This window comes from Bacteroides sp. AM16-13, assembly GCF_003602705.1.
Lineage (GTDB): Bacteria > Bacteroidota > Bacteroidia > Bacteroidales > Bacteroidaceae > Bacteroides > Bacteroides xylanisolvens.
The window spans coordinates 157,392-171,312 of the sequence record NZ_QTLK01000010.1 but is presented as its reverse complement, the minus strand read 5'-3'; the positions used below and the strand labels follow the sequence as shown (position 1 = coordinate 171,312).

The 13,921-nt window shown below is 43.4% G+C and carries 10 protein-coding genes; 8 read left to right on the top strand and 2 right to left on the bottom strand.

From position 1 onward, the window contains the following. Window positions 1–83 precede the first annotated feature (83 nt). The 6 genes from DW173_RS10545 to DW173_RS10520 all read left to right on the top strand — a co-directional run bounded on the left by DW173_RS10545 (window position 84) and on the right by DW173_RS10520 (window position 7,435). The gene (locus DW173_RS10545) at window positions 84–863 is read left to right on the top strand and encodes a M15 family metallopeptidase (protein ID WP_120144419.1); all 780 of its coding nucleotides are present in this window, start codon (window positions 84–86) and stop codon (window positions 861–863) included. A 69-nt stretch (window positions 864–932) separates the two neighbouring features. After that, window positions 933–2,123 (top strand): class I SAM-dependent methyltransferase, encoded by a 1,191-nt coding sequence (locus DW173_RS10540; protein ID WP_199722831.1) that lies wholly within the window; start codon window positions 933–935, stop codon window positions 2,121–2,123. A 47-nt stretch (window positions 2,124–2,170) separates the two neighbouring features. Next, window positions 2,171–2,824 carry a hypothetical protein gene (locus DW173_RS10535; protein ID WP_120144418.1) on the top strand — a complete coding sequence of 218 codons (654 nt, stop codon included), beginning with the start codon at window positions 2,171–2,173 and terminating at the stop codon, window positions 2,822–2,824. Window positions 2,825–2,844: 20 nt separating this feature from the next. Further along, window positions 2,845–3,333, top strand: coding sequence for a hypothetical protein (locus DW173_RS10530; RefSeq protein ID WP_004317088.1), 489 nt, complete (start codon window positions 2,845–2,847; stop codon window positions 3,331–3,333). A 191-nt stretch (window positions 3,334–3,524) separates the two neighbouring features. Further along, the gene (locus tag DW173_RS10525) at window positions 3,525–6,335 is read left to right on the top strand and encodes a TonB-dependent receptor (protein ID WP_049701379.1); all 2,811 of its coding nucleotides are present in this window, start codon (window positions 3,525–3,527) and stop codon (window positions 6,333–6,335) included. Window positions 6,336–6,502: 167 nt separating this feature from the next. Next, window positions 6,503–7,435 (top strand): metallophosphoesterase, encoded by a 933-nt coding sequence (locus DW173_RS10520; RefSeq protein WP_004317085.1) that lies wholly within the window; start codon window positions 6,503–6,505, stop codon window positions 7,433–7,435. A 205-nt stretch (window positions 7,436–7,640) separates the two neighbouring features. On the opposite strand, the gene DW173_RS10515 is transcribed toward DW173_RS10520, so the two are convergent. After that, complete coding sequence (locus DW173_RS10515) at window positions 7,641–9,497, bottom strand: mechanosensitive ion channel family protein (RefSeq protein WP_008023353.1); 1,857 nt, start codon at window positions 9,495–9,497, stop codon at window positions 7,641–7,643. 127 nt (window positions 9,498–9,624) lie between these two features. Between DW173_RS10515 and DW173_RS10510 the strand changes: the two genes are divergently transcribed. Next, on the top strand, window positions 9,625–10,614 hold the full coding sequence (locus tag DW173_RS10510; protein ID WP_087317387.1) for a calcium/sodium antiporter: 990 nt from the start codon (window positions 9,625–9,627) through the stop codon (window positions 10,612–10,614). Here DW173_RS10510 and DW173_RS10505 read toward each other — a convergent pair. Further along, window positions 10,611–12,608 carry a DUF2961 domain-containing protein gene (locus DW173_RS10505; protein ID WP_004298387.1) on the bottom strand — a complete coding sequence of 666 codons (1,998 nt, stop codon included), beginning with the start codon at window positions 12,606–12,608 and terminating at the stop codon, window positions 10,611–10,613. The genes DW173_RS10510 and DW173_RS10505 overlap by 4 nt on opposite strands. A gap of 311 nt (window positions 12,609–12,919) precedes the next feature. Between DW173_RS10505 and DW173_RS10500 the strand changes: the two genes are divergently transcribed. Continuing rightward, window positions 12,920–13,897, top strand: a complete 978-nt coding sequence (locus tag DW173_RS10500; protein ID WP_117809046.1) for a glycoside hydrolase family 5 protein — start codon at window positions 12,920–12,922, stop codon at window positions 13,895–13,897. Window positions 13,898–13,921 lie beyond the last annotated feature (24 nt).

The following is a 13,921-nucleotide window of genomic DNA, read 5'->3' as shown; positions in this document are numbered from 1 at the left end:
TTAAACAATCAGGATTTAAAGGTAGCTTATTGGAGCTAAAGCCAAAAAGAAGTATCTTTGGCACACTAAATACAAAAGGTTGAATGATTATTCTAAAATATAGTTTAGCTATCTTCTGTTTGCTGCTGACAGGATGCTCCTTCTTTTCCAGCCAAAAGGAAACGGAGAGCCCCGCCCTGACGAAATACGAATATACGCCGGACGATATGCAAGCCGTCGAAGAAAGTGCCACCGTCTTACCGCCACCGCCAGAGCGAAGCGCAATAGCTCTCTACATGGATTCACTGGGACTCGTCAATGTAACCGATCTGGATAGTAGCCTCGTTGTTAAGTTAATGTATACGCAAGCTGATAATTTCACTGGCGAAGTGCTTTACGACAACTTAACGGAAGCCTATCTGCATCCGGATGCGGCATACGCTCTTATAGAAGCACAAAAAGCCTTGAAAGAGCTATACCCGTCTTATAGTCTTATCATTTACGATGCAGCCCGCCCTATGTCAGTACAGAAGAAGATGTGGAACGTAGTGAAAGGAACATCCAAATACAAATATGTCTCTAACCCAAACCGTGGAGGCGGACTACACAACTACGGACTGGCAGTAGACATCAGTATTCAAGACTCTTTAGGGCAGCCCTTACCTATGGGAACCCAAGTAGACCATTTGGGCGTGGAAGCCCACATCACAAACGAAAACGAACTGGTACATAGCGGAAAAATGAGTGAAACAGAACGTCAGAACCGGATACTCCTGCGAAAAGTAATGAAAGAAGCCGGATTCCGTGCATTACCCAGCGAGTGGTGGCATTTCAATTTTTGCAGCCGGGATGTAGCCAGACAGAAATATAAGTTAATACCATAAATCGGCGCTCGGCAAGATCATAACCGGTGCTCAACGATTCATTGTAATATCCTATAACACAATAACGCCATGATACAAATCTCCCCCGAAACTCAACTTTTTATCCGCGAACATTCATCGGACGATGTACGTACACTGGCTTTACAAGCTAAAAAGTATCCGGATATAAATATGCCGACTGCCATCACCCAAATTGCAGGAAGACAGGTTGCCGCCGAAAAGATTCCCTCATGGCGAGAAATAGAAGAGATATGGTATCCGAAACATCTGTCGCTAGAGCAATGCTCTTCTGAAATCACTGCCCGCTACAAAGCCCGTCTTTTGCAAGGAGATTCGCTGACCGACCTCACCGGAGGCTTCGGCATAGACTGTTCTTTTCTTGCCACCGGATTCAAGTCCGCCACTTATGTAGAACGCCAGGAAGAGCTTTGTGAAATAGCGGCACACAACTTTCCCATCCTGAATCTAAACCATATAAACGTAAGAAATGAGGATGGAGTAGCCTATCTGCAAACAATGTCCCCCGTAGATTGTATCTTCCTCGACCCTGCCCGCCGCAATGAACACGGCGGAAAAACGGTCTCCATCGCCGACTGCGAACCGAACGTAGCCGAGCTTGAAGATCTTCTGCTTAGCAAAGCCAGCCGGATAATGATAAAACTCTCTCCCATGCTCGATCTTTCATTGGCACTGAAAGAGCTGAAACATACACAGGAAGTTCATATCCTATCCGTCAACAACGAATGTAAGGAACTACTCATCCTACTCGGACAAACATCACCGGCGGAAATCACCATTCATTGTGTAAACCTCTTCACGAAAGGGACTCAAGAAGAACAGCACTTCGTATTCACCCGCGAACAGGAGCAGCGTAGCCAATGTACTTATACCGATTCTTTAGGCGATTACCTTTACGAACCGAATGCATCTCTTCTGAAAGCCGGTGCCTTCCGCAGCATTGCCGCAGCCTACCCCGTCCGGAAACTGCATCCCAACAGTCATCTTTACACCTCCGATTCTTTCATTGAAAACTTCCCCGGAAGAATCTTCCGCATTGTCAACCAGTGCAGTTTCAATAAAAAAGAAGTAAAGGAAAATCTGGCAGATCTGAAAAAAGCAAATGTGACTGTCCGCAACTTTCCCGCCACAGTAGCCGAACTTCGCAAACGGCTTCATCTGACAGAAGGAGGAGATACTTACTTATTTGCCAGCACATTAAATAATGGGCAAAAAGTCATCATCCGCTGCGAGAAAGTCTGAACTATTTGCTATTTTTGCGAAAAGAAACGCAATCTAAACTAATTCAGATGAATCAAACACCCGTAAAAGCGATTCTATTATTAATCGTATTCACGCTGTCCTGTCATACTCGGCTTTTCTCACAGAGAGATTTTGAGCGACATGAGTTCTCGTTCCATGCCGGATACGGTGTGATGTTCCATAATCCTCCCACACTAACGCTAAGTACTCACAGCTACCAACGTACACTTGCACAAGGCGTAAGCTGGGATGGACAATACCACTTCCGTCCTCTCAAACGCTTTATCTTCGGAGGAATCTACACCGGATTTTCTTCCAAAGGAAGCCATCTTGAAGGAAAAGACCATTTATGGGTTCATTTCATCGGCACGCAAATCGGAATGTGTAATGCCAATACCAAACATTGGCAAATCCGGGTGACAACCGGTCCCGGCGGAGTCATTCTGCGGAACAACAGCGAGGTATTCGGCAACACACGAAAAGTGAGAGCCTTCACTATCGGTCTCCTCACCAATGCCAATCTTACCTATAAGCTGAATTCCAACCTGGGAGTCAGTTTAGGAGTACAATATATGTATAGTGAGCTACTTAGAATAAGGACTTACTATCACGAAGAAAAGGTTACTGTAAAACTCAATTCAAATGATGATGTCAACCTCACGCGACTAAACATCACTACGGGATTATCCTATTATTTCTAACATCCACTAAAAAAAGCACTATGAAGAAATATATACTCATTCTCTTTTCCATCATCAGCCTCTGGAGCTGTAAAGAAACGGAAGATGAATCGATCGACATCACCGTTTTGCCTTCTGCCACCACTACAGGAGCCAACACATTCGGTTGCCTGATGGACGGCTGGATTTATGTGGGAGGGCGATACCTGAATTGGGGACACTCGTATGTATGGACGTATGATTCATTCCACTATTACACAGAAGAAGACAAACTCTCTGTTAGTGTTTCCGTAAAGCCCGGTATCAATCTATCTTTCACTATTTTATCGCCCCAAGAAGGCAAAGAATCAACGATTACCGATATAGAGTTCGGAAGAGAAGAGCTGGAAGACGGAACAGCTTTCATAAGCCGTTTCGACACAGAAATGAAAATTATCAGTGTCACATTCGGTAACGGCAAACGGCTGACTAACGGACGTTTTGATATTCATTATACGGAACACAACAGTAATACCGGAGCCCAATCCTGATATAATCTGATACAGCCTATGCATTTCCGCAAAATCCATAGTTTCCCAGGATAGAAAACCCGTCAATCACCGGTTCCGGAAGCTGTAATACAAACGTAGCATATTTGTTACGCGTTCTTCAACCAACTGTAAAAAGTAAGAAACGTCAACCCTCTACTTTTGCAGCAAATAATTAACGCACGCTAACATTTATGAAACGATTTTTGAAATTTGTCTCATTTGTTCTTTTGGTCATGAGCACAAGCGGTAACACTTTCGCAGAAGAAAAAGTGAACGTAGTCAAACAAGGCACTATCCGCGGACGCATCGTAGATACTTCCAAACAGACCCTTCCGGGAGCATCCATCTATATCGAAAAGCTACATACCGGGGTGACCAGTGATGTCAACGGTTATTATACTTTCGCCAATCTTACTCCGGGCACATACACCGTAAAAGTAAGCTACGTAGGCTACTCACCCGTTGAAATGAAAATCACCATTCCGGCCGGAAAGACACTCGAAAAAGACGTAATCCTGAATGAAGGACTCGAACTGCAAGAGGTAGTAGTAGGCGGAGCTTTTCAGGGGCAACGCCGCGCCATCAACTCGCAGAAGAACACACTAGGGATCACCAATGTCGTTTCAGCCGATCAGGTGGGTAAATTCCCTGACTCCAATATCGGAGACGCACTGAAGCGTATCAATGGTATTAACGTACAATACGATCAGGGAGAAGCCCGCTTCGGACAAGTACGCGGAACTTCGGCCGATCTTAGTTCTGTAACAATCAACGGCAACCGTCTCCCTTCTGCCGAAGGCGACACACGTAATGTGCAGCTCGACCTTATTCCTGCCGATATGATACAAACCATCGAAGTAAGCAAGGTAGTCACCTCGGATATGGATGGAGATGCCATTGGCGGTTCTATCAATCTGATTACTAAAAGTACTCCTTATAAACGAACCATCAGTGCCACAGCAGGAACCGGATACAACTGGATTAGCCAGAAAGCCCAACTGAACCTGGGTTTCACTTATGGCGACCGCTTCTTCAACGACAAATTGGGAATGATGGCAGCCGTTTCTTATCAAAATGCTCCGGTAGGTTCGGATGATGTAGAATTTGAATACGATGTGAATAAGAAAGGAGAAGTAGTAATGGTAGAAGCACAAAAACGCCAGTACTACGTGACACGTGAACGCCAAAGCTACTCACTGGCTTTCGATTACGAAATAAACCCGAATCACCGACTGACACTGCAAGGCATCTACAACCGCCGTCACGACTGGGAAAACCGCTATCGCGTCACCTACAAAGACCTCGACAAAACAGGACCGGACGATGAAGGCGAAATGCAGCAATCTGCCCAAATAGAGACTAAGGGAGGTACTCCCAACAACAAAAACGCCCGCTTGGAACTGCAACAGACAATGGATTTCAGCCTGGGCGGAGAACATCAGTTCGGCAAACTGTCAATGAACTGGGGAGCTTCTTACGCAGGTGCCAGCGAAGACCGTCCGAACGAAAGATACTTCAATCTGAAACAAGACTTTCTCGGATTTGACATCGTGGATGCAGGCGGCCGTTTTCCGTATGTGACAACCGATGTAAACCTGCACAACGGAGAAGTGGACGGTGAAAGAGGAAAATGGAAAGTGAAAGAACTAACCGAAAGCAACCAGGAAATCTACGAAAAAGACCTGAAGTTCAAAGTAGATTTCGAACTGCCGCTGGCCAACGGAATCTATGGAAACAGCCTGAAATTCGGAGCCAAATATGCATCCAAGACTAAAAATCGCGATGTAACCGTCTACGACTACGCAGACGCCTACAAGGATGCATACAAAACAGCGTATATGGACAACCTCACGAGTGAGATTCGCGACGGCTTCATGCCCGGCAATCAGTATAAAGCCACCGATTTCGTATCCAAAGAATATCTGGGTTCGCTCGACCTGAAAAACATGGAGGGTGAACAGGTGCTCGAAGAATCTTCCGGCAACTATCATGCTAAAGAGAATGTGACTTCCGCTTTTTTCCGCTTCGACCAAAACCTGGGAAAGAAACTAAAAATGATGCTGGGTCTCCGCATGGAAGCCACTCATATCAAATACGACGGCTGGAACTGGATGGTGGATGAAGAGGAAAACGAAACGCTTGAACCGACCGGAGATCATAAAAACAACTATGTCAACTGGCTCCCCAGCGTATTATTGAAATACGATGTGACCGATGATTTCAAAGTTCGCGCCTCTTTCACAGAAACATTGAGCCGCCCCAAATATTCCGCATTAATTCCATGTGTCAATATCAACCGCAGCGACAATGAACTCGTGATGGGTAATTCTGACCTGACTCCCACCCTCTCATACAACTTCGATTTAAGTGCCGATTACTATTTCAAGAGCGTCGGTCTGGTCAGTGCAGGTATCTTCTATAAGAAAATCAACGATTTCATTGTCGATCAGGTGATTGGTGACTATACCTACCAAAACAATGAATACAAGAAGTTCACCCAACCCAAAAACGCAGGTGATGCCGACTTGCTTGGTGTGGAACTGGCTTATCAACGTGATTTCAGCTTCATCGCTCCGGCATTGAAATGCATCGGATTTTACGGTACATACACCTACACTCACACCAAAGTGAACAACTTCAATTTCGAAGGGCGCGAAAATGAGAAAGACCTCTCCTTACCCGGTTCTCCCGAACATACGGCAAACGCCTCACTCTACTTCGAAAAGAAAGGTTTTAACGTACGTCTCTCCTACAACTTTGCATCCAGCTTTATCGACGAAATGGGAGAAGTTGCCGCACTAGACCGTTACTATGATGCCGTGAACTATATGGACCTGAACGCAAGCTATACATTCGGCAAGAAGTTCAAAACAACATTCTACGCAGATGCTACCAACTTATTGAACCAACCATTGCGTTATTATCAGGGCACTAAAGACCGTACCATGCAGTCTGAACACTACGGTGTAAAGATAAACGCCGGCGTAAAAGTGAACTTCTGATGCGAGCCAAACAACGATATTCATTCCTTTAAAAGGAAGCCCCCGTTGGTTTAAAAGGAACAGAGCATTGGTTTAAAAGAAACGTTCTCTTCCTTTTAAACCAACAAGCCAAAAGATTCAGAATAACTATCTATATATAAACAACTAATATACAACAGAATATGAATATGAAAATTAAGAGTTTATTGATTCTCGCATTAGTCTCCGTCTGTACATTCGTTCAGGCACAGTTGACGGACTACTCTATATTTGACAAGAAGTTTAACTTCTACGTAGCGAATGATTTAGGCCGCAACGGATATTACGACCAAAAGCCAATAGCCGAATTAATGGGTACGATGGGCGAAGAGATCGGTCCTGAATTTGTTCTGGCCACCGGAGATGTCCATCACTTCGAAGGAGTTCGCAGCGTGAACGACCCTTTGTGGATGACCAACTACGAATTAATCTACTCCCATCCGGAACTAATGATCGACTGGTTCCCTATCCTGGGAAACCATGAATATCGCGGAAACACGCAAGCCGTATTGGATTACACCCATATCAGCCGCCGCTGGACAATGCCCGCCCGTTATTACACCCAAACATTCGAAGAGAAAGGTGCCACCATCCGCATCGTCTGGATTGACACGACTCCTCTGATTGAGAAATACCGCCAGGAAAGTGATAAATATCCCGATGCCTGCAAACAGGATGTCAACAAGCAACTATCCTGGCTGGAATCTGTGCTTGCCAATGCAAAAGAAGACTGGGTTATCGTAGCCGGACACCATCCCATCTACGCTTATACTCCCAAAGAGGAAAGCGAACGACTGGACATGCAGAAACGGGTTGACACCATCTTACGCAAGCACAAGGTAGATATGTACATCTGCGGACACATCCATAACTTCCAGCATATCCGGGTTCCGGGAAGTGACATCGATTATGTCGTTAACTCCTCCGGCTCACTGGCACGCAAAGTGGAACCTATCGAAGGTACAAAGTTCTGCAGCCCCGAACCGGGTTTCTCTGTCTGCTCTATCGACAAAAAAGAGCTCAACCTTCGTATGATAGATAAAAAAGGGAATATACTTTATACGGTGACCCGAAAGAAATAAATTCTCTTGATGATATAAATTCTACTCTCAGTGAAAAAACACACAACCCGAGGCGTTCCTTTCGCGATGAAAGGGACGCTTCTTTATATAATTACCCTTGAACCTATTTTGTGGGATAATATACGTTTGCAGCCAACCAATAGTCAGCTACTTACTTCATCTTATTAGTGTTCTCCGGATGCGCAATCATCATCGGGACGTAACTCTATGCCTTTTCCGATACATCACCCTGCTCCGCTGTCTTCGCAGGACCGCTGTTTTTCACAGCGCCTTTCTGAATTGTCGATTCATTCCCATCCCGAACTGCCATATAGTGCGGTGACATAATTTCAATGCCGGCCTCATTAAATTTATCCTGAATGTTCTGATGCAAATCCGAATAAATCTGTGCCATCTTATCTGCCTGTTTGATATAAGCATTAATTTGATAGACCGGATACCAGTCGCTCAACGAAGTTTCCAACACAAACGGACGCGGATCATCCACCACTCCGGGAGTGTTCAACGCAGCGTCAATCAGTATCTGATTAACCCGCCGCCAGGGAATATCATAACCGATAGATACTTCCGAGTGAATAATCAGTCCATATTCGCGTGCCGAAGTACTATAGTTTACCGTATGAGACGACATGATAAATGAATTGGGAACAGTCACAACCTCATTTTTAGGAGTCCGGATGCGGGTGACAAGAGGAGTTTTTTCGATGATATCTCCGGTGGTATCATTCAATTTGATCCGGTCGCCCATCTTGAACGGACGCATATAAGTAATCACCAGTCCGGCAATAATATTACCGATAACCGTACTTGATCCGAGCGAAACGATCAATCCGACAAATACCGAAATCCCTTGGAACACACCGGAATCGGAGCCCGGAAGATAAGGATAAATCATCGCAATCATAAATGCATAGAGCAGGAAACGGGCGATATGGAAAGTCGGCATCGCCCAGTCCGGATAGAAGCCGTTGATTTTGAGTCGTCCTGCTTCCACTTCACGTGCCAGATACAAGACGAGACGTACCAAATACTTCACGGCATACCAGATGACGATGATGGTAAACAGTTTGGGCACATAATCGATAATACCCACAAAGATACCGCGAATCGGATTCCATATATAGCCCAACAGTTGATATGCCAGTCCTTCTGTCTGCGGGAAGATGATAAAAATCAACGGTACGGTAAACAGTAGCTGCAATCCCATCAGTATATACCGCCCGATACTGGACAGGAATACTAACAGATTCGCCTGTTTCTGCGCATCCAGCAATTCATATCCCTGGATGGCTACCGGTTTTATCTTCGTGTCTTTCAGGCGCAGGATACGCGCTTTCAGTTTACGGAACAACCAGTTGGTCAAGCGGAACAGGAAATACTGTCCTGTAATTACCAACACAAAATAGAGCACACGCTTTGCCATTCGCCAAAGTCCGTGCTCGGCTTTCATCTCATGCAGTTTGGTAATGACACTCTGCTGTCTTTCCTTAGCTAGCGAATCACGGGAAACTCCTTCCCATAAGGCATCCTGATCGGTAAGAGAAAGCAATACTTTGCTGCCGTACATCAAATCGGAAACTATGTCCGAATGGTCGATAGCCACAGAATCGGGTTGTAGATTGAAGCGTCTTCCTATTTCTTCAATTGCCGCACCGGTCATTTGGGCACGTTGCTGGGGAGTATATCCACCCCGTTTGGTGAAAAGGTAAAATAAGGTATCACCGTCCGCCACTACCGGTATTCCTTTTGTGAACTGCCGCAGGGAGTCGATACGCTGTCGTTGCTGTGCATATTTTACGGAGTCGGCGGTAGCCATCTGGAGTTTCATCTGCTCCATTTCCATCCTCATATTCGCCTCATTGAGCCGGGCTTCTTCCAATGATTTCTGCATATTTACCAGATGGATAGAGTCCGAATCCCGTTTCAAAGGAACATGTCCGCCCGTTATTGTATCTCCGGCAAATATCTTCTTAACCGCCTGTTCCAACTGTGCTTGCGCCCCGATTGCCAGGAAAGAAAAGAACAACACCAGTAACGACCGTTTTATTTTATTTATTTCCATACCTTATATTCCTTGATTATAATTAAGGTTAATCTAACATTTCATTAAAAACAGAGCAAACATACGGATTGTTTTTGACATTACCATTTCCAAATTGATTATCTTTGCCACTAAAAGAGAAAAAAGCATGAATATATTATTACTTATCGGGGGATTAATCCTCATTCTTCTAGGAGCCAACGGATTAACAGACGGTGCCGCCTCGGTAGCCAAGCGTTTTCATATCCCTCCCATCGTGATCGGACTTACCATCGTTGCATTCGGCACTTCTGCCCCGGAACTGACGGTCAGTGTATCTTCTGCCATCAAAGGCAGCGCGGATATTGCCATAGGCAACGTGGTGGGAAGTAACATTTTCAATACGTTGATGATTGTGGGCTGCACGGCCTTATTCGCCCCGATTGTCATCACCCGCAATACACTTAGAAAAGAGATACCGCTCTGCATACTTTCTTCTATTGTCTTGCTGATTTGTGCCAATGATGTATTTCTGGATAAAGCTCCGGAGAATATCCTGAACAGAGTAGACGGCTTATTATTACTTTGTTTCTTTGTCATCTTCATGGGTTACACCTTTGCCATCGCCTCCAAGCCGGGCACAACGGAACAGGCGGGACAGATAGCACCTCCGACCATAGAAGAGGAGACAGAAATCAAATCACTCCCCTGGTGGAAATCCATTCTTTATATCATCGGAGGCTTGGCTGCCCTTATTTTTGGAGGTCAGTTGTTTGTTGACGGCGCTACGGGCATCGCCCGCAACCTGGGTGTCAGCGAATCGATTATCGGACTGACACTGGTTGCAGGAGGTACTTCCCTTCCTGAACTGGCTACGTCTATCGTTGCCGCATTAAAGAAGAATCCGGAAATTGCCATTGGGAATGTAATCGGTAGTAACCTCTTCAATATATTCTTTGTACTGGGATGTAGCGCCAGCATCACCCCTCTCCATCTTAGCGGAATTACCAACTTCGACCTGTTTACGCTAGTAGGTTCCGGTATCCTGCTCTGGTTATTCGGGCTGTTCTTTGCCAAAAGGACTATCACGAGAATCGAAGGAGGGATTATGATACTTTGTTATGTGGCGTACACGGTGGTACTGATTTATAACACTTAATTATTATAACAAAATACCTGATATTCAGCTTCATTCCAAGTATTTTTTCCCTCTTTAGACATAGAAACTGGTACGATACGAATATTTAATGATTTCTTTCCCTTAGTATACTTGGCTGGAATTTCAAAGTCATCTTCCAGCCAGCGTTTATAAGGGTTACTATCAGCTACATACCATAAACGTTCTGTAACCTCTTCACCATCAACAAAAACACGGGCTGCTTGTCGAACATCGTTTTGGTCGCTCAACCTACGCAAACGCACTCCTTCATTTTGAGAAGATATATTCACTCTAAAACTACTAAAACTTTCAAACCGGACGGTTTCTCCTACATATAAAATACGATCCTCATTTCCCTCAAAGAAACTTTCCAATTTTGTTCTGCGTACATTACCCATAGCTTTATAAGAGTGCCGTTTAATAGAACGAGAAGAGTTTAAATCCAAACTATCAGTTTTCACCAGTACATTTTTATCTTGACCATAATAGAATATAGTACCCGAGTGTTCCAAATACTGATTGTTATATTCGCCCGACTCTATTCCAAACTTCAGTTCTGAATAGAAAGGATAACTATCGCCTATACAAAAACGAGTCATAGACCATGGGTTATCCGAAAGACCGTCATACCCTCCCATTGGATGCACTTCAGGCGGGGTCGGGAATCCCCAACCATAACAAACATAACTTTCAGAACCGTCACTCTCAACTTGTGGTGTTCGTTTGCCGTCAATATATACACGAACATCCCCCTCGCAAGAAATGATATGTGAACGTTCGGCATGACATGTAACATGAGCAGCAACCATCTTTCCTCTTCCTTGAATAGCAGCTATCGGACTATCTATTCCTGCCACATGTTTTCGGGTATAATATGGTGTATTACGAAAGTATCCGGTATTAGATGTGGGATAAACCGACCTGGAAACAGCTATTTCTGAGAATCCCAAAGAAACAGGAACGCCACTACGATTTTCAATTATTATCTTCGCATGCTTCCAATATGGCATTGGAAAATAATTATAAAACCAACCGTCTGTGTTATATCCTGACAGCAAATAGTTGGTATCGTGAAAGCCCAAAGAGTTGCCTCCCAAACACGCTAAAGGACATGAAATATCGGGTTGCTGATGAGCATCCCAAAACATATGAATCCATACATCCTGCAAGTGCTGCTCATTAATCTCCGGAAAATAAAATTTTAAAGAACCAATAGCTCCCTCTCCTTTTTCATCCAATAAAGTAATGGATTCGCCAGCATTAATCTTTTGTTCCGACTTACGATGATATGCCAATTGATCTTTGCACAAAAGATTACTTCCTTGTTTCTTCCATAATTGTATCAAAGTATCATAATTCTCCTTCCCGGTAAAGGTCTTGATACCATTGTCCGCATAAGTGTGGTATACAACATGTCCCCAACCTCCTTCACCTTTGGTTCTTTCATAACCTTCCAGTTTCACATCGGTGGTTACACGGCAGCCCTTGTTAAACGGCATTGGAACAAAACTCCGTGCAACACGTATGGGCCCTCTTCCGTTATCAAACGGACCAATATAACTTTCAGCCAAAGGTTTTATAAAAGGCTCTTTCTCTCCGAATTCAGATAAATGTAAACTAAAACGAGGCGTTTCTTCTCCATCAAAATAAAAACGGAAGAGCGGATCACTTGAACTCATATAGCGATGTTGTACAAGATTATAAATACATCCCGGACCATCAACATCAAATATTACCCATTCTCCACGTTGATCCTGGTAAAGACTCCAGTCCCAGTCGGCATTCTTTCCTCTTTTATCAATACTACCTTCATAATGGACAGAGATTCCACGATCTAACAGGGGCAAAGATGCAATATCAACCATTCGAGATATACCATAAGATATACTATCAGTCTGCCAACCCGACTGTGCTACAGAGACTATCGAGCCAATTGCCGACAATGACACAACCCCGAAAACAACAAAACAAACTAAAAAAATACTTCTTTTCATAAGGTGATAAATATAAAATAAAACATGAATCTATCTATAAAATTTAATTCATAAAAGTACGGCAACTTATATAAGCATACAACCACTTTATTATCAAATCAATATACTATTTTAACCTTCAAGCCATCTGTTATCATATTTATTTTCCGGCTTAATCTTTTTTGTATATATATAATAAGGTAATATACTCTTGCCTTAAATAAATAGTAAGAAAAGTATCAGTATATGATAACAAAGCACTTTTTTACATATTTTTTTTGTGCTTACTTTGCAACGTCCATCTTATATGTTATACCTAATTTATTATGAAAATGAAGAAAGTCATTTTGTTTATCACCTTATTCTCCATGATATCATTATTCAGTTACAGTAAAGATCCTGTAAAACAATGGGGACAACTACAAGTAAAAGGTAACCAATTATGCAGCCAAACCGGAGACCCTATTGTATTAAGAGGGGTTAGTTATGGCTGGCACAACCTATGGCCCAGATTTTACAATAAGCAATCTGTGAAATGGTTGAAAAAAGATTGGAAATGTACCGTTTTACGCGCCGCCATGGGAACAGTTATTGAAGACAACTACATTGAAAATCCGGAATTTGCATTAAAATGCATGAATAAAGTGATTAAAGCGGCAATTAAAAACGACCTCTATATAATAATCGACTGGCATACTTATTATCCACAAAAAAAAGAAGCAAAAGCATTTTTCTCAATGATGGCACAGAAATACGGAAAATATCCTCATATTATTTATGAAATATACAACGAACCTATGGAAGACAGTTGGGAAAGTGTGAAAGAATATGCAACTGATATTATCTCTGAAATACGTAAATATGATCCTGATAATATTATTCTTGTAGGCAGCCCACACTGGGACCAAGACTTACACCTGGTAGCAGAAAGTCCTTTAGAAGGATTCAATAATATAATGTATACCCTCCATTTCTATGCCGCCACTCATAAACAAGAGTTACGGGATAGAGCTGAAGCAGCATGGGAAAAAGGAATTCCCATTTTTGTGTCTGAATGTGCAGGCATGGAATGTACTGGCGATGGTCCATTAGATATACCAGAATGGACTCGTTGGGTAGAATGGCTGGAAAGCAAAAAGATCAGCTGGGTTAACTGGTCCATTTCAGACAAGAACGAAACTTGCTCCATGATTCTTCCGCGAGCAAACAAAAACGGAGGATGGGACGAGTCTTTAATAAAACCTGCAGGACGTCAAAGCCGTAAGTTTATCCGACAATACAACTCACATATTTATAAAAATAAAGAATGATAAAATAATATCAGTTTTAGGCAA

Excerpts from the sequence above, each read along its gene's own strand:
- DW173_RS10545 (WP_120144419.1), top strand. The coding sequence starts at position 84 with ATGATTATTCTAAAATATAGTTTAGCTATCTTCTGTTTGCTGCTGACA.
- DW173_RS10540 (WP_199722831.1), top strand. The coding sequence starts at position 933 with ATGATACAAATCTCCCCCGAAACTCAACTTTTTATCCGCGAACATTCA.
- DW173_RS10535 (WP_120144418.1), top strand. The coding sequence starts at position 2,171 with ATGAATCAAACACCCGTAAAAGCGATTCTATTATTAATCGTATTCACG.
- DW173_RS10530 (WP_004317088.1), top strand. The coding sequence starts at position 2,845 with ATGAAGAAATATATACTCATTCTCTTTTCCATCATCAGCCTCTGGAGC.
- DW173_RS10525 (WP_049701379.1), top strand. The coding sequence starts at position 3,525 with ATGAAACGATTTTTGAAATTTGTCTCATTTGTTCTTTTGGTCATGAGC.
- DW173_RS10520 (WP_004317085.1), top strand. The coding sequence starts at position 6,503 with ATGAAAATTAAGAGTTTATTGATTCTCGCATTAGTCTCCGTCTGTACA.
- DW173_RS10515 (WP_008023353.1), bottom strand. The coding sequence starts at position 9,497 with ATGGAAATAAATAAAATAAAACGGTCGTTACTGGTGTTGTTCTTTTCT.
- DW173_RS10510 (WP_087317387.1), top strand. The coding sequence starts at position 9,625 with ATGAATATATTATTACTTATCGGGGGATTAATCCTCATTCTTCTAGGA.
- DW173_RS10505 (WP_004298387.1), bottom strand. The coding sequence starts at position 12,608 with ATGAAAAGAAGTATTTTTTTAGTTTGTTTTGTTGTTTTCGGGGTTGTG.
- DW173_RS10500 (WP_117809046.1), top strand. The coding sequence starts at position 12,920 with ATGAAGAAAGTCATTTTGTTTATCACCTTATTCTCCATGATATCATTA.